Here is a 20,677-nt window from a genome sequence, read left to right as displayed (position 1 = left end):
TTTCGCGAGCAGGCTCGCTCCCACAGGTTGTGCATGCCGTCATACCGCCGTCTCCTGAACGTCGGTTTTGCCAAAACGTCGACCGAGGCGGTCGAAGTACAGGTAGATTACTGGCGTGGTGAACAGGGTCAGCACCTGGCTCAACAGCAAGCCGCCGACCATCACCAGGCCCAGCGGCTGGCGCAGTTCCGCGCCAGAGCCAGTGGCCAGCATCAACGGCACCGCGCCGAACAAGGCCGCCAGGGTGGTCATCAGGATCGGCCGGAAACGCAGGAGGGCCGCCTGGTAGATCGCCGTTTGCGGGTCCATGCCCTGATTGCGTTCAGCGTCTAGGGCGAAGTCGATCATCATGATCGCGTTTTTCTTCACGATACCGATCAGCAGGATAATGCCGATGATCGCGATCATCCCCAGGTCATTGCCACTGAGGATCAGCGCCAACAACGCGCCGACGGCCGCCGAGGGCAAGGTCGACAGAATGGTGATCGGGTGGATATAGCTCTCGTAGAGCACGCCCAGCACGATGTACATGGTCACCACCGCCGCCAGGATCAGCAGCAAGGTGCTCGACAGCGACGCCTGGAACGCTTCGGCCGCGCCCTGGAACTGGGTCTGCACGCCGATCGGCATGCCGATGTCCTGCTGCACCTGTTCGATGATCTCTACCGCATGCCCCAGCGCCACGCCGGGGGCCAGGTTGAACGACATCATCACCGCCGGGAACTGGCCGATGTGAGTAATCGCCAGTTGCGCCTGGCGCTCTTCGACGTGCGCCAGGCTGGACAGGCGCACCTGCCCGCCATCGCCGGTCTTGACGTGGATCTGGTCCAGCGCCTGTGGGCCGATCTTCTCGCCGGACTGCGATTGCAACACCACGCGGTACTGGCTGGCCTGGGTGTAGATGGTGGAAATCTGCCGCTGGCCGAAGGCGTCGTACAGCGCGTCGGTGATGTCCGACACCGATACCCCGACCCGCGACGCGGCGTCGCGATCAATCACCAGGTAGACCTGCAAGCCCTTGTCCTGCAAGTCGCTGGCGACATCGGTCAGTTCCGGCCGCTGGGCCAACGCTTCGACCAGGCGCCCGCTCCACAGGGTGAGAAGTTCGGAATCCGGCGACGACATGCTGAACTGGTACTGCGTTCGGCTGACCCGATCCTCGATGGTCAGGTCCTGCACCGGTTGCATGAACAGGCGAATACCGACCAGTTTGTCCAGTTCCGGTTGCAAGCGAGCGATCACTTGCATCGCGCTCAGATCTCGGTCGCTGTGGGACTTGAGGTTGATCAGCAGACGGCCGCTGTTGAGCGTCGAGTTGTCACCGTCGACGCCGATGTAGGACGAAAGACTCTCCACCGCCGGGTCAGCCAGGATCACCTTGGCCAGTTCCTGCTGACGTTCGCTCATCGCCGCGAAGGAAATCGACTGCGGTGCCTCGGAAATGCCCTGGATCACCCCAGTGTCCTGTACCGGAAAGAACCCCTTGGGCACCACCATGTACAGGAACACGGTCAACGCCAGGGTGGCGACGGCCACCAGCAACGTCAGCGGCTGATGCTTGAGAACCCACGTTAACTTTCGCCCGTAAGCTGCGATCATCCAATCAATTACCGCGCCACTGGCTCGATAGAAACGCCCCTGCTCCGCTTCCTTGGGTTCACGCTTGAGCAGCCGCGCGCACATCATCGGCGTCAGGGTCAGGGACACCACCAGGGAAATCAGGATAGCCACCGCCAGGGTGATGGCGAATTCGCGGAACAGCCGCCCCACCACGTCGGCCATGAACAACAACGGGATCAGCACGGCTATCAGCGACAGGGTCAGGGAGATCAGGGTGAAACCGATCTGCTTGGCGCCCTTGAGCGCCGCGTTCATCGGGCTGTCGCCCTCTTCGATGAACCGGGAAATGTTTTCCAGCATCACGATCGCATCGTCCACCACAAAACCGGTGGCGATGGTCAGGGCCATCAGGGTCAGGTTATTGACCGAGAAGCCGGCGAGGTACATCACGCCGAAGGTGCCGATCAACGACAGCGGCACGGCCACCGACGGAATGATCGTGGCACTGGCCCGACGCAGGAACAGGAAGGTCACCATCACCACCAGGGCGATGGCGATCAGCAATTCGTGCTGTACGTCCGTGACCGAAGCGCGGATGGTCTGGGTGCGGTCGGTGAGCACCGTGACGTCAAGGCCAGCTGGCAGGTTGTCGGTAATGCTCGGCAGCAAGGCCTTGATCCGGTCAACTACCTCGATGACGTTGGCCCCGGGCTGACGCTGGATGTTCAGCAATACCGCCTGGTTTTCGTTGGCCCAGGCTGCAAGACGTTCGTTCTCGGCACCGTCGACGATCTCCGCCACGTCCTTGAGCCGCAGCGGCGCGCCGTTGGCGTAGGCCAGGATCAGGTTGGCGTAGTCTTTGGGCGAGGTCAGTTGATCGTTTGCATCGAGCATCGAGACCCGGGTCGGGCCGTCGAAGTTGCCCTTGGGCTGGTTGACGTTGGATGCGCCGATCAGGGTGCGCACGTCCGCCAGGTTCAGGCCGTTGGCCGCCAGGGCCTCGGGATTGACCTTGATCCGCACGGCCTGGCGCTGGCCGCCCGCAATGCTGACCATGCCGACGCCGCTGATCTGGGCGATTTTCTGCGCCATGCGGGTGTCGACCAGGTCATTGAGCTTGGGCAGCAGCATGGTCTTGGAGGTGATGGCCAGGGTCAGTACGGGGGTGTCGGCCGGGTTGACCTTGTTGTACACCGGCGGTGCCGGCAGATCCTTGGGCAGCAAATTGGTCGCGGCGTTGATGGCCGCCTGCACCTGCTGTTCAGCGACGTCCATGTTGATGTCGAGGCTGAAACGCAGGGTCAGCACCGAAGCGCCACCGGAGCTGGTGGACGCCATCTGGGTCAGGCCGGGCATCTGCCCGAATTGTCGCTCAAGCGGCGCGGTCACGGCGCTGGTCATGACATCCGGGCTCGCGCCGGGATACAGGGTCATGACGCGGATGGTCGGGTAATCGACCTGAGGCAAGGCCGACACCGGCAACAAGCGATAGGCAATTACGCCAGCCAGGATAATGGCCAGCATGCTCAGGGTGGTCGCTACCGGGCGAAGGATGAACAGCCGCGAGAGATTCATGCGCCGCCCTTTTTCGCCTTGTCCGCAACAGCCGGCTCAGGCGCGTTGGCTGCCGATTTACCCTGCAGGTGGCCCGCGGGACTGGTCGGGACTTGCTGCGGCTCATTGACCACTTCCACGTCGCTGCCGTCCTTGAGGCGGTCGGTGCCTTCCAGCACCACACGATCACCGGCGGCAAGGCCTTCGGTGACCACGGTGTTTTCGCCGTCGCTGGCGCCGATCTTCAGTGGGCGGATCTTGACCTTCTTGTCGCCGTCCAGGGCATAGACGAACGTGCCGTTGGTGCCGAACTGGATCGCCGCCGATGGCGCAAGCACCACGCCTTTGAGGGTGTCCGCCAGCAGGCGCACATTGACGAACTGGTTGGGGAACAACGATTGGTCGCGGTTCTCGTATCGTGCCTTGAATTTCAGGGTACCGGTGGTGACGTCGATCTGGTTGTCCAGGCTCTGCAGTACGCCGGTGGCTTGCAGCTTGGTATCACCGCGATCCCAGGCTTCGGCCGGCAGTTTGGCGCCGCTGCGATAGCGTGCCAGCACCACATCGAGACTGTTTTCCGGCAAGGTGAAGACCACGCTGATCGGTTGGGTCTGGGTGATGATGGCCAGCGCCGTGGTGTCGTTGGCCGCTACCAGGTTGCCAACATCGAGCTGGCGCAGGCCGACGCGTCCGGTGATGGGAGCGCGGATCTTGGTGAATTCGAGGTTGAGCTTGGCGTCGTTGACCGCTGCCTGATTGGTCTTGACCGTGCCCTGGAACTGACCGACCAGCGCTACGGCGGTGTCCAGGGTCTGCTTGGCGATGCTGTCCTCGCGGTACAGGCCGGTATAACGCTCGACATCCACCTGGGCATTCTTCAACTGCGCCTGGTTCTGCAGCAAGGTACCTTCAGCCTGGAGCAAGGCGTTCTGGTAGGGGCGCGGGTCGATTTCTGCCAGCAAATCGCCAGCCTTGACCATCTGCCCTTCCTCGAAATAGATCTTCATCAGCTCACCGCCGACACGGCTGCGCACGTTGATGGTGTTCAGCGCCGTCACCGTACCCAGCGCCTTGTAATACAGCGGGAAATCCCCTGTGACCGCTGGCGCAACGCGCACCGGAACCGGCCCTGCCGCGCCACCGAATCCTGGTCGCATCCCGCCTGACCTGCCAGTGTGGCCGGCCACGGCTTTTGGCTGCGCACCCTCTTTCGGCGCAGCGCTGCCTGGCCAGAACTTCCAGCACAGGGCAGCGATGACCAACAGGACAAGCAGGCCAAACAGCCAGCGACGGGGACTACGGGAAGCGGAGGATTGCATTGAGTGATCAACCATTGGGCGCGTGGGCTTTATTACATGAGGCTGAACGATAAGCACTGGCGGGTCTGAAGCAAAGCGCCTTTACCGGCAATTTACCTTCGGCTTACGTAACAGGAGATATATCCAAGACACTGAAACACAAATGAAAACGGCCTGGACAGGGCCAGGCCGTTAACAATTGTAAAACCGTACTTATTTCAAGACAGCGAGTGCAGCCTCGTAGTTCGGCTCATCAGCGATTTCCTTGACCAGTTCGCTGTGCAGCACGTTGTCGTTCTCGTCCAGAACCACCACGGCACGGGCGGTCAGGCCCTTGAGCGGACCGTCGGCGATGGCAACGCCGTAGTTCTCGATGAACTCGGCACCGCGCAGGGTCGACAGGTTCTGCACGTTTTCAAGGCCTTCGGCGCCGCAGAAACGGGCCTGGGCGAACGGCAGGTCAGCGGAGATGCACAGCACAACGGTGTTGTCGACGCTGCTCGCCTTGGCGTTGAACTGGCGCACGGAAGTGGCGCAGGTCGGGGTATCGATGCTTGGGAAGATGTTCAGCACTTTGCGCTTGCCGGCAAAGTCTTTCAGGGTGACGTCGGACAGATTGCCGGCAACCAGGGAAAAGGCTGGCGCCTTGGAACCGGCTTGAGGCAGTTGGCCGTTGACTTGAACCGGGTTGCCTTTAAGAGTGACTTGAGCCATGAACGGAGTCCTTCTGAACGTTGGTGTAGAGAATCTTGAAGAGGCAGAAGTTAACCACGAAATGCTCCGGCGACCTATGGGGTGGATACAAATTGTCATGTGTCGGTGCACAAACCCGGCGCACGCCGCACTTCCCCGTAGGAGCTGCCGCAGGCTGCGATCTTTTGATCTTGATCTTCGATGCACCTTTCAAAAGCAACATCAAAAGATCGCAGCCTGCGGCAGCTCCTACAGGGTTCGGTGGGGTATCCAGGAATATGTTGACCCATCGCTGTCGATTCAGCCGGTGATCCTTCGACTATAAGTGAACAATTCCACTCCAGCGGAGACTACACCATGCGTTTCATGATCATCATCAAGGCAAGCAAAGACTCCGAAGCCGGCATCATGCCCAGCACCGAACTGCTGACGGCCATGGGCAACTACAATGAAGAACTGGCCAAGGCCGGCATCCTCCTCGCCGGCGAAGGCCTGCAGCCGAGCAGCAAAGGTGCCCGTGTACGTTTCGAAGGAGACAAGCGCACGGTGATCGACGGCCCCTTCGCCGAAACCAAGGAACTGATCGCCGGCTACTGGCTGTGGCAAGTGAAATCCAAAGAAGAAGCCATCGAATGGGTCAAGCGCTGCCCCAACCCGATGCCAGGCACCGAAGCCGAAATCGAGATACGCCAGGTGTTCGAGCTGGAGGATTTCGGCGAGGAATTAACGCCCGAGTTGCGCGAGCAGGAAGAGCGAGCGTTTGGGCTGGGGAAGAAGTGCTGAGATTTCACTATCGATCCTCATGATGACAGCTGGGTAGCGGAGTCTGGATAACCTTGATTCCTCCTTCGCCACCTCTACCGACTTCCTACAAAGAAACCACAAGCCCGCCATTGGCTCATACCGATGACGGGCTTGGTGTTTTCCAACCCATTGATTGGCATTAACTTTTCAGTACAAGAAACCAAAGAATTAATCCGTTGGGCTGGCTAACCCCCATTTTGCTGCTAGTTTCAAGAGACGTGTCCTACAGACTTCATGGCAAAGAGACTACGTCGTAACGGCCACCAAGTGCCGGGTTGTCCAAATGAGCCACCATGGAATTGGGGAATCATGACAAACAAAATGGGGATCCGCGCCTGTCTTTTGGTGGCTTCGCTTGCGCCTGTTGTGTGCGCCCAGGCGGACAATGCCGAGACCGCCAACAAAAGCAACAACCCGCTGAACTTCGCGCCAGGCATGAGCGCTCAGGACTACTACACGCCCAGGTATTACGACTCCAATATCCATACCAATGACCTGCTGATACGCGGCACGCTGCCGATTGCGCCCAACGATTACATCGGCGTGCCGCAATTGATCCGCGCCACGGCACCAATCAGTACCCACCCGGACCCGAACAGTGGCTACAGCACCGGCGAAGGTGACCTGAACCTGTTCGATATTTTCCTGGTGAAGACTGAAGGCGTGCAGTTGGGCATCGGCCCGATGATAACCGCCCCCACTGCCGATCAGGACGAGCTCGGCACGGGCAAATGGCAAGGCGGCCTCGCTGCAATCGCCATCGACTCTTCGCCACGGGGGCTGCTGGGCGCGCTGGTGCAATACCAGAGTTCGTTCGCCGGTGACAACGACCGGCCCCACGTCGAAAGCGCAACGATGCAACCCTTCATCATCCATAACCTGGAAAAGGGCTGGTACCTGCGCTCCACCGGCATCTGGACGTTCGACCTGAAGAACGACACCCACTACATCCCACTCGGCTTGGGTGGTGGCAAAGTGTGGAAAGACGGGTCCAATATCCTCAACGCCTTCATCGAACCGCAATGGACCGTCGAGAAGAAAGGCGATGGCATGCCGCAATTCACGCTGTTTGTCGGCCTCAACGCCACCTTCGGCAAATAAGGAACTCCCCCTATGCATGGAGCCATTCGCGCAGCCGGTTTCAGCCTGATGACGATGTTCGTCAGTTGCGGGGTCGGAGCCCAGGATCCGGATACCCGAATCGGCCAGATCGTCATGGAAGGTGAACTGCCGGCCCATGAATCCATCGCCAAACTCTATGCCGAACTGGATTTCCAGCAAGCCACGCAGAGTTATCTGTGGGCGTTGCCGCTGGTGACGTACGCGCAATGGCAGGAGGAGTTCCGCGACAAGCTGGGTGCCCGCAGTGGCGACCTGATGGTGCTCGACAGTTACGAAGACAAGCTCGGCGTCATTACCGCCAACGCTACCACGCCCTACATCCTTGGTTTCGTCGATCTCAATGAAACCGGTCCGCTGGTGATCGAGTTGCCCGTCGGACCGACCGCGGGCGGTGTTGGCGATTTCTGGCAACGGGCGATCATCGACATGGGCCAGACCGGCCCGGACAAAGGCAAGGGCGGCAACTACCTGGTGCTGCCACCGGGCGCCGAGCCACCGGCCGATGCTGGCAAGTATTACCTGGCCAAGTCGCAAACCATGAACGTGCTGGTCGGATTTCGCTTGCTCGATCCCGACCCCGCCAAAGGCAAGGCGCTGATCGAGCAACTCAGGATGTACCCCTACGCCAAGCGAGCCGAGCCTGGCCAGACCAGACTGCTCTCCCCCGGCGGCAAAGCCTGGTCCGGTACCCAGCCACGGGCAATGGCGTACTGGGAGCGCTTGCACCAGATCCTTCAGAAGGAGCCGGTCAATGAACGTGATCGTTTCTACATGGCCATGCTTGCCAGCCTGGGCATCGAGAAGGACAAGCCCTTCAACCCTGATGACCATCAACGCAAGGCCCTGGAACAAGGTGCACAAATCGGCGAGCTGATCGCCAAGGCCAATACCTTCGCCAAGCGTTTTCCCGACGCCCAGTACTGGCCGGACCGCCAGTGGGACAAGGTGTTGAACGTCACCGACCCTTCCCAGCGCTTGGCCTATTACGACCAGTTGTGGGAACGCAGCGCCTGGTTCTACGAGGCGGTAGGCAACTCCAAAGGCATGGTGTCGAAAACCCCGGGGCTGGGCCAGACCTACCTGGGTGCCTATACCGACGCCAAGGGCAACTGGCTCGACGGCGCCAAGCGCTATCGGCTGCACGTCGGCGCCAACCCGCCGGCCAAGCAGTTCTGGTCGATGACCGTGTACGACATCGACAGCCGCTGCCTGATCGACAACCCACAGCGCAAGGCCGACCTGTCGTCGCGCCAGGATCTGAAAATGAACGCTGATGGCTCGGTGGACCTGTATTTCGGCCCCACCGCACCCAAAGATTTTGAAGCTAACTGGGTGCAAACCCTGCCGGGCAAACACTGGTTCAGCTATTTCCGCCTGTATGCCCCGACCCTGCCCTATTTCGACAAGAGCTGGAAACTCGACGACATCACGGCCGTGGAATAACGCCGTGGGTTGATTCAAACAAAACAAGCAAGTGGAGTTGTTGATGGTCAGGGCTTTTGTTGTACGTCCGTTGTTGGCCTTGTGCATGGTCGGCGCCAGCCCGTTGTTGCTGGCGGCTGAAAGGGGTGGCAATGGTTTTTCGATCAACCTGACGTTGGCGTTTCTCTAGGAGCAAGCATGAGCGCACTCACTGACCTCAACTCCCTGCAAGCCAGCATCGCTGAAGCGGTGCTCGGCCAGGACCAGGTGATTCGGCAGATCCTCGTCGGCCTGCTGGCCAACGGGCATTTGTTGCTGGAGAGCCTGCCGGGGCTGGCCAAGACTCGCACCGTGAAGGCGCTGGCCAAGCACCTGGACGCGAAGATGAGCCGCATCCAGTTCACCCCTGATCTACTGCCGTCCGACATCACCGGCGCCGAGGTGCTGCACCAGGTCGAGGGCCGGAACGAGATCCGCTTTCAGCCGGGGCCGCTGTTCGGCAACCTGATCCTGGCCGACGAAATCAACCGCGCCCCGGCCAAGGTCCAGGCCGCGCTGCTCGAAGCCATGGAAGAACGGCAGATCACCGTGGCGGGTAACAGCCACGCGCTGCCGGAGCTGTTCATCGTGGTTGCGACGCAAAACCCGATCGAACAGGAAGGCACTTATCCGTTGCCGGAAGCGCAGATGGACCGTTTCCTGATGAAGGTACTGCTGGATTATCCGAGCGCGGAAAACGAGAGCCAGGTGCTGCGCCTGTTGCGCGAGGAAGAACAGGCCCTCGGCGCCAGGAGCGCAGCGGTGCCAGGCTTTACCCTGGCCCAGGACGTGATCTTCGCCGCACGCCGGGAAGTCAGTGCCGTGCACGTGTCCCCCGCCATCGACCGCTACCTGATCGACCTGATCAACGCCACCCGTCACCCCGCCGACTACGACGCCGACCTCGGGCGCTGGATCGCCCTTGGTGCCAGCCCGCGCGGCGGCATCGGCCTGGACCGTTGTGCCCGCGCCGATGCGTGGTTGCAGGCCCAGGACTTCGTCTCGCCAGACAACGTGCGCGCCGTGGTGCACCCGGTGCTACGCCATCGCCTGCAGCTGAGTTACGACGCGGTGGCGGACGGCGTAACGGCCGATCAGGTGCTCGACCGCCTGCTCGACAAGGTCGCGATTCCAGCATGAACATTGACGGCCTGGTCTACGTCTCTCTGGCGCAATTGATGGCGCTGGAGTTCAAGGCCCGTGACCTGAGTTTTCTCGCCCGTCAGCCGCAAGGCAGCATCCTCGCCGGCAATCATGCCTCGCGCCTGCGTGGCCGTGGCTTGAACTTCGATGAACTGCGCCGCTATCAGCCGGGGGACGATTTGCGCCACCTCGACTGGCGCGCGTCGCTGCGCACCGGCAAACCGGTGGTGCGCACCTTCACCGAGGAGCGCGACCGTCCGGCGTTGATTCTGGTGGACCAGCGCATGTCGATGTTTTTCGGCTCGCAACGCAGCTTCAAATCCGCGGTGGCCGCTGAACTCGGCGCCCTGGCAGCGTGGATGGTGTTCAACTCAGGGGACCGAGTCGGCGGCCTGGTGTTCAACGACCAGCGCATCGACGCCATAGCCCCCCTGCGCAGCCGCAAGCGAATCGAAGCGCTGTGCAGCCGCATCGCCCAGCAGAATCAGGAACTGAACGCGGCTAATGCGGACGCCGAAGGCGAAGATCAGCTCGACAAGGTCTTGCAGCAATGCCTGGCGCTGGCCGGCCATGATCATTTGATTTGCATCGTCAGCGACTTCGCCGGTGCCGGCGAGCGCACCTTGCAGTTGATGCGACAACTGGCGGCGCACAACGATGTGATCGCCATGCAGGTCTACGATCCCTTGGCACTGAACTTGCCGAAAAATGGCCGTCTGTTGATCACCCAAGGCCAGTTGCAGGTTGAGCTGGCGGTGGAACGGCGTCAGGTGCACCAGCCGTTGGGCGATTTTCTAAGCGGTCGCCTCAAGGACGTGGCCACGCTGCTGCGGCGCAGCCAGGTGCCGTTGATGATGTTCAGCACCGCCACCGAGGCACACGAACAACTGCGGGCCGAGCTGGGCAAGCACGCGGGAGCGCGGCGATGAACCCGAATGTCCCGAGCATCGAACAACTCAAGGAGATCGCACTGCCAGCGCGGGTCAGCTACGTGCCGCAAACCTGGGGATGGTGGGTGTTGCTCGCGGTGTTGGTCGTGGCAATAGTGCTGCTGAGTGCACGGCGTTACTGGCAATGGCGCCGGGACCGTTATCGGCGTGAGGCGTTGCTGCGGCTGGCACAGTTGCAAAAGCGCAGTGATGACCTGAATGCGCTGCGCGAGCTTCCTGAGTTGCTCAAGCGTGTGGCCATCTCCCTACCGACCAGAAACCCTGTGGGAGCTGGCTTGCCAGCGATGGCATCCGCAAGGACAACGCAACATTCAAGGGTCCCATCGCTGGCAAGCCAGCTCCTACAGGACCCCGGCGCGCTTGGGAATGCGGATTGGCAAAACTTCTTGCAGCGGCACAGTAAACACCCCCTCCCCGCCAACTTCAGCCAACAACTGGCGCAACTGGCCTACGCACCTGATGCGGTATTGCGCGCCATGCCGAACGTGCAACGCCAGCAGCTGTTCGACACTTGCAGACACTGGGTGGAATGTCATCATGTGGCAGCTTGATTACCCTTGGCTGTTGCTCCTGCTGCCGCTGCCGTGGATCGGTTATCGCTACCTGCCCGATTACCGTGAGGCGCGCAGCGCCGTTCGCGTACCGTTTTTCGCCGCCATGAGCCGCGCGGTCGGCCAGGCACCGAGTCAGGCCGGTACGCGCAACAACCCCTGGCAATTGCTGCTGAACCTGTTGGTGTGGGCACTGTTGCTGCTGGCGGCGACCCGGCCGGTGTACGTGGAAAAACCCATCGAACGCCAGCAACCGGTGCGCGACCTGATGCTGGCCATCGACATCTCCCAGTCCATGGAAACCACCGATTTCACCGCCGCCAACGGCGAGAAAATCAATCGACTGGCAGCGGTCAAGGAAGTCGTGCATGGCTTTATCGACAAGCGCAAAGAAGATCGTCTCGGCCTGATCGTGTTCGGCAGTGGCGCTTACCCGCAAGCACCATTGACCCTTGATCACGCCAGTCTTTCGCTGTTGCTGGACGACACCGGCATCGGCATGGCCGGCCCCAACACCGCGATTGGCGATGCCATTGGCTTGAGTCTGAAACTGCTTGATCAGGCCCATGAACAGGAAAAAGTGCTGATCCTGCTCACCGACGGCAACGACACCAGCAGCGCGATCACCCCGGACCACGCGGCGCAAATGGCGGCGGCCAAAGGCGTGGTGATTCACACCATCGGCATTGGCGATCCAGATGCCGCTGGTGAGGCCAAGGTCAACTTGCAGGGCTTGCAGCAGATCGCCGACGCCACCGGTGGCAAGTTCTTCCGCGCCGAAGATCGCGACGCGCTGGACCAGGTCTACAGCACCCTCGACACACTCACCCCACATCAAGTGAAAACCCTCAGTCATCAGCCCAAGCGCGACCTGTTCTGGTGGCCGCTCGGGGCCGCGATCGCCTTGCTTGCGCTCTATCACTTGTGCGCCATGCTGCGGCCTCGCTTGTCCATCGCGCGTCAGCGCCAGGAAGCTTGAGATGGACATCAACCTCGGCGACTTCCACTTCCTGCGTCCGCTTTGGCTGTTGCTGCTGCCCTTCGCCGCACTGTTGCCACTGCTGTGGCGCCGCAGCCGCGACTTGCAACGGCGTTTGCGCAGCAACATCGCCGAGCACCTGTTGCAGCACTTGCTGATCACCCCCCGGGACCAGCAACGGCTAAGACCGGTGCATCTGGTCTGCGCGCTTTTGATGCTGGGAGCGGTTGCCGCCGCCGGGCCGACTTGGGAACAGGATCGCCCGGAATTCCTGGAAAACCGTGCGCCGCTGATCATCGCCATTGACCTGTCACCGTCGATGGACGCCAGCGACGTGCAACCCAGCCGGCTCGAAGCGGCCAAGCACAAGCTGCATGACCTGATCCAGCGTCGTTCCGGCGCGCGCAATGCGCTGATCGCCTATGCAGGCAGCGCACACCTGGTACTGCCGCCCACCGACGATCCGGCCCTGCTCGACAGTTTCATTCAGGCCTTGGGCACCGACCTGATCGGCAAACCGGGAAAAAATGTCGGGGTGGTGATCGATCAGGCCAAACGCCTGCTGGCGGCGGAAAAAACCCCAGGTACCCTGTTGCTGATTACCGACGGCGCCGATACCTCGGGCCTGGCGGGCCTGGACCAGCAACTGGCCGACAGCGCGCTGCAGGTGCTGATCCTCGCGGTCGGCAGCGAAGACGGCGGGCTCATCCACAACGCCAACGGCCAGCCACGCACCGACAGCAATGGTCGCCCGGTACTGGGCAGTTTTGATCAGGCAGCACTCAAGCAACTCGCGTCAGCCATGGATGCGCCGCTGGGCAGCCTGACGCTCAATGACGACGACCTGGATTGGATCGAACTGCACGCTCAACAGCATTTCCAGAGTGCCAGTGACGAACAGCGCGAGCTGCACTGGAAGGACGCGGGCTACTGGCTGTGCTGGCCGCTGCTGTTGATCGCGTTTTTCAGTGTGCGCAAGGGCTGGAGCCTGAACTGGATGGCCGGTTTCCTACTGCTCATCGGCGTTGGCCTGCAACCTGCTCCGGCGCAGGCGAATGCGCTGGTCGACGCATTTTTCACTCCGGACCAGCAAGGTCGCTGGGCCTTCGAACATGAGCATTTCCCCCAGGCCGCCGCGCATTTCGTCGACCCGTACTGGAAAGGCATCGCCGCCTACAACGCTGCCGATTTCGACCTGGCCCTGGCCAGCTTCGCGCGGCTGCAGACGCCACAGGCCTATTTCTACCTGGGCAACATTTACGTGCGCCGCTTCAAATTCGACGAGGCCATCGCGGCCTACACCCAGGCGTTGAAGTTGCAGCCGCAATTCCCTGAGGCGACGGCCAATCTTGCCTTGGCGATTGCGTTGCAGAAGGACACCGAAAGCGCCGAACAAAATGCTCCCGAAGTCAAACCGGACGAAATCAAGATGGACAAGGCGCCGGGCAAGGGCCAGAGCAAAGCGCTGCAAACCGAACAGGCAGCTTCGGATGAGCTGTGGTTGCAGAACCTGACGACATCGCCAGCCAGGTTCCTGAAGCAGAAATTCAGTTTGCAGGATCAAATGGGGCCAAAGCCATGATCAATGTCCGGAACCGTGTCGCGCCCTTCGCGAGCAGGCTCGCTCCCACAAGGGATCTTTGTACACCACAGATTCCCTGTGGGAGCGAGCCTGCTCGCGAAGACGCCAGATCAATCACCACAAGGTTCGGCGCCTTGCTCCTTTGCATGATCAGCACCACCACCCTCGCCGCCGAACCCGAGCTTCGCGTCCAGGCCAGCCTGCAACCCGCCGATTCCGCCATGGTCGGCAGCCTCATCGAATTGCACCTGGATGTGCTCACCGACACCTGGTTTACCAGCGCCCCCACCCTGCCCGACCTGAAGTTGCCGGGTGCACTGGTGTTGCCGCCAGACGGCCACGCCGAACACCTGAACCAGACGCTCGATGGCAAATCCTTCAACGGCATGCGCTACAGCTACTTGATCACACCCAACGTCGCGCGGGCTTTCGATATTGCGCCACTGACAGTACGGGTCACCCCGGGCCAGGCGACGACTGAGCTCAGTGCGCAAAGCCAACCGTTGCACTTCACTGCGACACAACCGCCGGGGTTCGCACCCGCAGAGCCGGTACTGGTGGCACAGGGGCTGCGTTTCACCCAGAACATCATCAAGCCGGCCACTGCGTTGAAAGTCGGCGACAGCCTCACCCGCCAATTGACCCTGCAAGCCGACGGCGCCCTCGCCATTTCGTTGCCGACGCCAGCGCTGGGGGATGTCAGTGGTCTCAGTCGTTACCCGAAAAATCCCCAGGTCAGCACCCTGGACGACGGTCGCGGCCACTTCACGGGTGGTCAGCGCATCGACAGCGTGACTTACCGGATCGACTCCGAAGGCCATCACAGCTTGCCCGCCATCGAATTGAAATGGTGGGACGCAAGCAGCCAGCAGGCCCGCACCGCGCACGTCCCCGCCGTGGACTTCGACGCCGTAGCCAATAATAGTTATCGGCCGGTGTTCTCCCTCAGCGATGACCTGAAAAAACTCGGCCAGCAAAACCGCCTGCACCTCTCGGGGTACACCTTTGGCCTGCTGGCGCTGCTATTGGGCGTGGCGCTGCTTGTGTGGTTGGCGCGTCCGTTGATTCATCGTGCGCGCCTCGGCTGGCAGGCTCGACGCGCTGCACTTCGCGCAGCCTGGCTTGAATCTGCCGAGTACGCCTGGCGGCAGATCCCGCCACAACTGCAGGGCCAGCCCGCGCAGTTGAGTGCCCTGTACCTGTGGACCCGGCGCCGCCGCAAGGGCTTGAGACTGACCGCTTTCGGCGCACGCCTGCAAGCGTTCCTGCGTGCGTGCTATGGCCGGCAACCGACAAAAGACCAGGCACTGCTCCAACTCAGGCAATCCTTGGCTACGCTGCATAGTCAGGCCGAAAACAATCAAGAATCAGTTGCTAGCGCACTACGACCACTCAACCCCGTTCACGAGAAGGATTTCCCATGACGAGCCCGATAGCGCACCGCCAGTTCCACGGGTTAAAGCTGCTGCTGGCATTGGCCCTGAGCCTGCCAATGCTGGTCCAGGCCGCTGAACCATTGCCGTCATGGAATGACGGCCCGTCGAAAAAGAACATCATCGAATTCGTCCAGGCGGTGACCGATCAAGGTAGCAAGGACTTCGTCAAACCCGAGGACCGTATCGCCGTGTTCGATAACGACGGCACCTTGTGGAGCGAGCAGCCGATGTACTTCGAACTGCTGTTTGCCCTGGAAGAGGTCAAGCGTACGGCGGCGCAGCATCCGGAATGGAAAACCACCCAGCCATTCCAGGCCGTGCTGGAAAACGATCACCAGGCCCTGGCCGCCAGTGGCCTTGAAGGCATGATGAAAATCTTCGGTGCAACCCACACCGGCATGACCACAGAAGCCTTCGACGATTACGCCAAGACGTGGCTGAGCCAGGCACGTCACCCGAAAACCGGCAAGCCGTACACCGAAATGATCTTCCAGCCGATGCTGGAAATGCTTGACTACCTGCGCAGCCAGGACTTCAAGACCTACATCGTTTCCGGTGGCGACACCGGCTTCATGCGCGCCTTCGCCGAAAAGGTCTACGGCATCCCCCCCGAGCAGGTGATCGGCACCACATTCGTCACCTCGTTTGAGTACAAGGATGGCCAGGCGTCGATCCTGCGCACCCCGAAACTGGCGCATAACGACGACGGGCCGGGCAAGCCGGTGAGCATCGACGCCGTGATCGGGCGTCGACCGATTCTCGCGTTCGGCAACTCCGACGGCGACCTGCAAATGCTGCAATGGACTGCGGCCGGGACCGGCAAACGTTTCATGGGGCTGGTGCATCACACCGACGCCAAGCGCGAATGGGCCTACGACCGCCAATCGCAGATCGGCCGTCTGGACAAGGCCCTGGACGAAGCAAAAACCCGTGGCTGGACCGTTGTCGACATGGCTGCCGAATGGCGCCGGATCTATCCGTTCGATGCCGCCACACCCGAGCAAGTGCAATAAAAAAGCGTGACGCAGGACCGCAATGAACGTTTGTCGCACCGAGCGACTCAAGCAAAAGGAGCAAGTCATATGACTGGCATACGCAAGTGGATACCGAAGGCGGCCTTGCTGGCGGCTTCGGTGATGGCGTTCTCGGCCACGGCCGGGGCCGCGGATAAACCCAACATTCTGGTGATCTTCGGCGACGATATCGGCCAGACCAACATCAGCGCCTATTCCATGGGTGTAGTCGGCTACAAGACGCCAAACATCGACCGCATCGCCAAGGAAGGCATGATGTTCACTGACTATTACGCGGAGAACAGCTGCACCGCCGGGCGGTCATCGTTCATCACGGGTCAGACCCCACTGCGTACCGGACTGTCGAAAGTCGGTCTGCCGGGTGCGACCGTTGGCCTGCAAAAGCGTGATATCACCATCGCCCAGGCGCTCAAGTCCCAGGGTTACGCCACCGGCCAGTTTGGCAAAAACCACCTTGGTGACCGCGATGAGTACTTGCCGACCGCCCACGGCTTCGATGAGTTTTTCGGCAACCTGTACCACCTCAACGCCGAAGAAGAACCCGAACGTGCCAATTGGCCCAAGGATAACCCTGAGTTCACCAAGGCCTATACCCCGCGGGGCGTGATCCACAGCTTCGCCGACGGCAAGATCGAAGACACCGGTGCGTTGACCGTCAAGCGTATGGAAACCATCGACGACGAAACCACCGCTGCCGCCCAGGCGTTCATCGAAAAACAGGCCAAGGCGGACAAACCGTTCTTCGTTTGGATGAATACCACGCGCATGCACTTGTTCACTCACGTGCGTGACTCGATGAAAGGCCAAAGCGGCATGCCCGGCAACGAATATGCCGACGGCATGCTCGAGCATGACGGCGACGTCGGCAAACTGCTGAAAACCCTCGACGACCTGAAAATCGCCGATAACACCATCGTCGTCTATACCACCGACAACGGCCCGAACCAGTTCTCCTGGCCGGATGCGGCGACCACCCCATTTCGCAACGAGAAGAACTCCAACTGGGAAGGCGCCTATCGGGTGCCAGCTATGGTCCGCTGGCCGGGCAAGATCAAACCAGGTGAAGTGTCCAACGAGATGTTCTCGGGTATGGACTGGTTCCCGACCCTGCTCGCGGCGGCTGGCGATCCCGAGGTGAAGGACAAACTGCTCAAAGGCTGGGCGCCGACTTCCGGCGGCAACAACTTCAAGGTGCACCTGGACGGCTACAACCAGTTGCCCTACCTGACCGGCCAACAGCCTAAGAGCGAGCGCAAGGAGTTTTACTACTTCAACGATGACGGCGTGCTGGTATCGATGCGCTTCGACAATTGGAAAGCAGTGTTCTGTGAGCAGCGCGCCCCTGGCGGGTTCAAGGTATGGAGCGAACCATTCGTATGCCTGCGCGTACCGAAAGTCTTCAACCTGCGCATGGACCCATTTGAAAGGGCCGACGTGGTTTCCGACCAATACTACGATTGGACCACCAAGAACGTTTACCTAACTGAAATTGCAGTAATGAAATCGGCGGCGTTCCTGCAAACCTTCATCGATTATCCACCTAGCCAGAAACCAGCCAGCTTCAGCGTGGATCAGATCCGGGCTGCGGTAGATGCCAAAATTGCCGAAAAAATGAAAGCCGCACAGTAATACCGCTCGACCGCCGCTCGCCCTTACCGGCGAGCGGACTTATTTATGGAATGCGAACACACTCGCTGTCGGAGCTGGCAAGTCGGATTGCCGCACCGCAGCTCCAACAGGATTCGTGTTTAATTCGAGTTTTGCATAAGGCCATCCGCAATGTCCTCACGTGTCGCCAGCAAATCGTCGGCCATACCTGCCCCTCACGTCGCCTCCCCGGCGCTGTTGATCCCCGCCCTGTTGCTGTTCGTCTCCGGTGCCGCGGCGCTGGTGTATCAGGTGCTGTGGATCAAGCAGCTGTCGCTGGTGGTGGGCGTCGAGGTGTACGCCATCACCACCGGGATCAGTGCGTTTTTTGCCGGCCTGGCGTTGGGCGGTTTGTTGTTCGGCCGCTGGGCGGACCGCTTGCGGCAACCGGTCCTGTTGTATGCCGGGCTGGAAGTGCTGGTGGCGGTGCTGGGTGTCGGCGCGACCTTCGCCATGAGCCTCGCGGCCAGTCCGTTTGCCTGGCTGGAGCAACAGGTGGGCCTGTTGGCCTGGGTGTTGCCGTTTGCACTGGTGGGCATTCCGGCGTTGCTGATGGGCGGCACGCTGCCGGTGTTGGTGCGCTCCCTGGCCGCCGATCCACAACAACTGGGCAAGGCCGGTGGTCACCTCTACGCGGCCAACACCGCGGGCGCCATTGCCGGCACTCTGCTCGCCGCCTTCATACTGATTGCCACCCTCGGCGTGCGCGGCAGCGCCCTGGCCGCCGCGATGCTCAATCTGCTGGCTGCAGCAGGTGCCTTGTGGTTCCAGCGCCAGCGTTCGCTGCCCGTTGAAACGCCGGCCAGACATCACGCCGACAAAGCCCCGGACCGCCTGGCCCTGTGGCTGTATTCGATTGCCGGCGGCGTGGCCTTGGGTTACGAAGTGGTCTGGTCGCAATCCATCGTGCAATTCATGAGTACGCGCACTTATGCGTTTGCCGTGGTATTGGCGACGTACCTCACCGGGCTATTTCTGGGGAGCGCCCTGCTCGCCCGTCGGGTTGATCGCCTGCGCGATCCCTGGGGTGTGTTCGGCCTGCTGATCGCCGGTGCCGGCTTGATCGCATTGCTCGAGATTGCCCTGCTCGGGCGGTGGCTGGTGCTCGCACAAAGCGTGGTCGAAGCCTGGGTGCTGTCATGGGGCGCCAGTGAACTGCTCGGCATGAGCGCACGCTTCGCCGTGGCGGCGCTGAGCATCGTGTTTGTACCCACGGTGCTGCTCGGCGCGGCGTTTCCCGTGGCCCTGCGCTTGAGCGTCGGGCGCGACCATGTAGGACGCAACGTCGGTGAGGTGGTGGCGTTCAATACCCTCGGCGGTATCGTCGGGGTGATGCTCTGCGGCTTTGTGCTGATCCCGCTGTTGGGCCTGGTTCGAACCCTGGGACTGCTGGCGATCATTGCTGCGGGTATCGGCTACTTTGCCGTGCGCAAGGGCCACGGCGTGAAAAAGGGAAGGCGCCAGGGCGTCATCGCGGTCGGCCTGGTTTCGGTGGCACTGGCGCTGCTGCCCCCCGTGGACAAGCTGGCCAGCCTGCTGCCCGGCGCGCGTAACGGCACGTTGGCGTTCTACGAGGAGGGGCGCGGCGGCACTGTCGCTGTGGTCACCCAGGGCAAGGGTCAGCGAGCGTTCCAGCGCTTGTATATCCAGGGTGTGTCCAACACCGGCGACGCCATGCCTTCGCTGCGCTACATGCGGATTCAGGCGCTGCTGCCGCTGTTGATCCACAATGGCGACCCGCGTTCGGCGCTGGTGATCGGTTTCGGCACGGGCATCACCGTGGGCGCCTTGACCCGCTATCCGGGCCTGGAACACCGCGTTGTGGCTGAACTGCTGCCGTCGGTGGTCAAGGCCGCGCCGCTGTTCAAGGGCAACTTCAATGCCGCGGCCGATCCGGGTGTCGACGTGCGCCTGCGCGACGGTCGCCAGGAACTCCTGCGCAATCCCCAGCGCTACGACCTGATCACCCTCGAACCGCCACCGCCCTCAGCGGCCGGCGTGGTCAACCTGTACTCCCGGGACTTCTACCAGTTGGCCGCCAGCCGCTTGCAGAAACAGGGCCTGGTCGCCCAGTGGTTGCCTTTGCCCACGCAGAACATCGACGACTCGCGTTCGCTGGTGCGCAGTTTTCTCGATGCCTTCCCTTACGCCACGCTGTGGACCAGCGAGTTTCACGAGATGCTGCTGGTGGGGTCGCTTGCGCCAATCGAGCTGGATGCCGCCAGGATCACTCAACGTTTCCAACAGGACAGTGTGCGCAGCACCTTGCAGGATGTCGGTATCGGCTCGGCTGCCGCCTTGCTCGCGACCTGGGTCACTGATCGCGCCGGCCTGGAACGCTTCGCCGCCGATGCACCGGCGGTGACGGATGATCAGCCGCGCATCGAATACGCGCCGTGGGTGCGGGCCAAGGAAATCAGCCGAGTGCTGCCGGCCCTGCTGGACTTGCACCAACCGCCGGTGCTGGTGAACGCGGATCAAGGGTTCAGCGAGCGAATGAACGCCCATCGGCAACGCCTGATGCAGTTCTACCGGGCGAGCCTGCACGCCTATGACGGTGACCGGGATGCCTGGGCCAGGGATGTGCGTGAGGTGATGCGCGGGGATGGCGGGAATCCGTATTACCGCTGGTTTGTCGGGGAGTGATCAGTTGTCTTTCAAACCGCTTTCGCGAGCAGGCTCGCTCCCACAGTGGATTGCGTTCATAAACGAATTTTGTGTACGACACAGACCAAATGTGGGAGCGAGCCTGCTCGCGAAGAGGACATCAGCCCCGACGCAACCATTTGACAGACGCCGGCCATCCGGCAAAGCTGCATCGAGCTTGTACGCGCGCCTGACGGCAAACGCACCTGGACTACGG

General features: G+C 61.4%; 16 protein-coding genes. 13 read left to right on the top strand and 3 right to left on the bottom strand.

From position 1 onward, the window contains the following. Window positions 1-39: 39 nt before the first annotated feature. The 3 genes from PSUM_RS03695 to tpx all read right to left on the bottom strand — a co-directional run bounded on the left by PSUM_RS03695 (window position 40) and on the right by tpx (window position 5,126). Window positions 40-3,135 carry an MdtB/MuxB family multidrug efflux RND transporter permease subunit gene (locus tag PSUM_RS03695; protein ID WP_083348999.1) on the bottom strand — a complete coding sequence of 1,032 codons (3,096 nt, stop codon included), beginning with the start codon at window positions 3,133-3,135 and terminating at the stop codon, window positions 40-42. Next, the gene (locus PSUM_RS03690; RefSeq protein ID WP_083348998.1) at window positions 3,132-4,448 is read right to left on the bottom strand and encodes an MdtA/MuxA family multidrug efflux RND transporter periplasmic adaptor subunit; all 1,317 of its coding nucleotides are present in this window, start codon (window positions 4,446-4,448) and stop codon (window positions 3,132-3,134) included. Before PSUM_RS03690 ends, PSUM_RS03695 begins: the two co-directional genes overlap by 4 nt. A gap of 177 nt (window positions 4,449-4,625) precedes the next feature. Further along, window positions 4,626-5,126, bottom strand: a complete 501-nt coding sequence (gene tpx, locus PSUM_RS03685; RefSeq protein WP_020800095.1) for a thiol peroxidase — start codon at window positions 5,124-5,126, stop codon at window positions 4,626-4,628. Window positions 5,127-5,462: 336 nt separating this feature from the next. On the opposite strand from tpx, the gene PSUM_RS03680 reads away from it, so the two are divergent. The 13 genes from PSUM_RS03680 to PSUM_RS03625 all read left to right on the top strand — a co-directional run bounded on the left by PSUM_RS03680 (window position 5,463) and on the right by PSUM_RS03625 (window position 20,460). After that, complete coding sequence (locus PSUM_RS03680; protein ID WP_020800094.1) at window positions 5,463-5,888, top strand: YciI family protein; 426 nt, start codon at window positions 5,463-5,465, stop codon at window positions 5,886-5,888. Between the two features lie 330 nt (window positions 5,889-6,218). Continuing rightward, window positions 6,219-7,010 (top strand): hypothetical protein, encoded by a 792-nt coding sequence (locus tag PSUM_RS03675; RefSeq protein WP_083348997.1) that lies wholly within the window; start codon window positions 6,219-6,221, stop codon window positions 7,008-7,010. 12 nt (window positions 7,011-7,022) lie between these two features. Then, a complete protein-coding gene (locus tag PSUM_RS03670; RefSeq protein ID WP_083348996.1) occupies window positions 7,023-8,474 on the top strand; it encodes a DUF1254 domain-containing protein in 1,452 nt (483 codons plus the stop codon). Window positions 8,475-8,517: 43 nt separating this feature from the next. Further along, window positions 8,518-8,643 carry a hypothetical protein gene (locus tag PSUM_RS32325; protein ID WP_020800091.1) on the top strand — a complete coding sequence of 42 codons (126 nt, stop codon included), beginning with the start codon at window positions 8,518-8,520 and terminating at the stop codon, window positions 8,641-8,643. An 8-nt stretch (window positions 8,644-8,651) separates the two neighbouring features. Next, complete coding sequence (locus PSUM_RS03665) at window positions 8,652-9,632, top strand: AAA family ATPase (RefSeq protein WP_083348995.1); 981 nt, start codon at window positions 8,652-8,654, stop codon at window positions 9,630-9,632. Beyond that, window positions 9,629-10,564: a DUF58 domain-containing protein gene (locus PSUM_RS03660; RefSeq protein ID WP_083348994.1), complete on the top strand. Its 936-nt coding sequence runs from the start codon at window positions 9,629-9,631 to the stop codon at window positions 10,562-10,564. Before PSUM_RS03665 ends, PSUM_RS03660 begins: the two co-directional genes overlap by 4 nt. Next, window positions 10,561-11,136 carry a DUF4381 domain-containing protein gene (locus PSUM_RS03655; RefSeq protein ID WP_083348993.1) on the top strand — a complete coding sequence of 192 codons (576 nt, stop codon included), beginning with the start codon at window positions 10,561-10,563 and terminating at the stop codon, window positions 11,134-11,136. The genes PSUM_RS03660 and PSUM_RS03655 overlap by 4 nt, the downstream gene beginning before the upstream one ends. Next, window positions 11,123-12,115: a vWA domain-containing protein gene (locus PSUM_RS03650; protein ID WP_083348992.1), complete on the top strand. Its 993-nt coding sequence runs from the start codon at window positions 11,123-11,125 to the stop codon at window positions 12,113-12,115. The genes PSUM_RS03655 and PSUM_RS03650 overlap by 14 nt, the downstream gene beginning before the upstream one ends. A 1-nt stretch (window position 12,116) precedes the next feature. Beyond that, the gene (locus PSUM_RS03645) at window positions 12,117-13,697 is read left to right on the top strand and encodes a VWA domain-containing protein (protein WP_083348991.1); all 1,581 of its coding nucleotides are present in this window, start codon (window positions 12,117-12,119) and stop codon (window positions 13,695-13,697) included. Continuing rightward, window positions 13,694-15,121, top strand: a complete 1,428-nt coding sequence (locus PSUM_RS03640; protein WP_083348990.1) for a BatD family protein — start codon at window positions 13,694-13,696, stop codon at window positions 15,119-15,121. The genes PSUM_RS03645 and PSUM_RS03640 overlap by 4 nt, the downstream gene beginning before the upstream one ends. Further along, complete coding sequence (locus PSUM_RS03635) at window positions 15,118-16,146, top strand: HAD family hydrolase (RefSeq protein ID WP_083348989.1); 1,029 nt, start codon at window positions 15,118-15,120, stop codon at window positions 16,144-16,146. Before PSUM_RS03640 ends, PSUM_RS03635 begins: the two co-directional genes overlap by 4 nt. 69 nt (window positions 16,147-16,215) lie before the next feature. Further along, window positions 16,216-17,796: an arylsulfatase gene (locus PSUM_RS03630; RefSeq protein ID WP_033042873.1), complete on the top strand. Its 1,581-nt coding sequence runs from the start codon at window positions 16,216-16,218 to the stop codon at window positions 17,794-17,796. Window positions 17,797-17,946: 150 nt separating this feature from the next. Then, the gene (locus PSUM_RS03625; protein WP_083348988.1) at window positions 17,947-20,460 is read left to right on the top strand and encodes a fused MFS/spermidine synthase; all 2,514 of its coding nucleotides are present in this window, start codon (window positions 17,947-17,949) and stop codon (window positions 20,458-20,460) included. The last annotated feature ends 217 nt before the right edge of the window (window positions 20,461-20,677 follow it).

It is taken from the genome of Pseudomonas umsongensis (assembly GCF_002236105.1).
Taxonomy (GTDB): Bacteria; Pseudomonadota; Gammaproteobacteria; order Pseudomonadales; family Pseudomonadaceae; genus Aquipseudomonas; species Aquipseudomonas umsongensis.
Note: the sequence above shows the minus strand (reverse complement) of the source record. Positions and strands in the feature narration are given on the sequence as shown.

Coding starts and splice junctions, on each gene's coding strand:
- PSUM_RS03695 (WP_083348999.1), bottom strand. CDS start 3,135: ATGAATCTCTCGCGGCTGTTCATCCTTCGCCCGGTAGCGACCACCCTG.
- PSUM_RS03690 (WP_083348998.1), bottom strand. CDS start 4,448: ATGGTTGATCACTCAATGCAATCCTCCGCTTCCCGTAGTCCCCGTCGC.
- tpx (WP_020800095.1), bottom strand. CDS start 5,126: ATGGCTCAAGTCACTCTTAAAGGCAACCCGGTTCAAGTCAACGGCCAA.
- PSUM_RS03680 (WP_020800094.1), top strand. CDS start 5,463: ATGCGTTTCATGATCATCATCAAGGCAAGCAAAGACTCCGAAGCCGGC.
- PSUM_RS03675 (WP_083348997.1), top strand. CDS start 6,219: ATGACAAACAAAATGGGGATCCGCGCCTGTCTTTTGGTGGCTTCGCTT.
- PSUM_RS03670 (WP_083348996.1), top strand. CDS start 7,023: ATGCATGGAGCCATTCGCGCAGCCGGTTTCAGCCTGATGACGATGTTC.
- PSUM_RS32325 (WP_020800091.1), top strand. CDS start 8,518: ATGGTCAGGGCTTTTGTTGTACGTCCGTTGTTGGCCTTGTGCATGGTC.
- PSUM_RS03665 (WP_083348995.1), top strand. CDS start 8,652: ATGAGCGCACTCACTGACCTCAACTCCCTGCAAGCCAGCATCGCTGAA.
- PSUM_RS03660 (WP_083348994.1), top strand. CDS start 9,629: ATGAACATTGACGGCCTGGTCTACGTCTCTCTGGCGCAATTGATGGCG.
- PSUM_RS03655 (WP_083348993.1), top strand. CDS start 10,561: ATGAACCCGAATGTCCCGAGCATCGAACAACTCAAGGAGATCGCACTG.
- PSUM_RS03650 (WP_083348992.1), top strand. CDS start 11,123: ATGTGGCAGCTTGATTACCCTTGGCTGTTGCTCCTGCTGCCGCTGCCG.
- PSUM_RS03645 (WP_083348991.1), top strand. CDS start 12,117: ATGGACATCAACCTCGGCGACTTCCACTTCCTGCGTCCGCTTTGGCTG.
- PSUM_RS03640 (WP_083348990.1), top strand. CDS start 13,694: ATGATCAATGTCCGGAACCGTGTCGCGCCCTTCGCGAGCAGGCTCGCT.
- PSUM_RS03635 (WP_083348989.1), top strand. CDS start 15,118: ATGACGAGCCCGATAGCGCACCGCCAGTTCCACGGGTTAAAGCTGCTG.
- PSUM_RS03630 (WP_033042873.1), top strand. CDS start 16,216: ATGACTGGCATACGCAAGTGGATACCGAAGGCGGCCTTGCTGGCGGCT.
- PSUM_RS03625 (WP_083348988.1), top strand. CDS start 17,947: ATGTCCTCACGTGTCGCCAGCAAATCGTCGGCCATACCTGCCCCTCAC.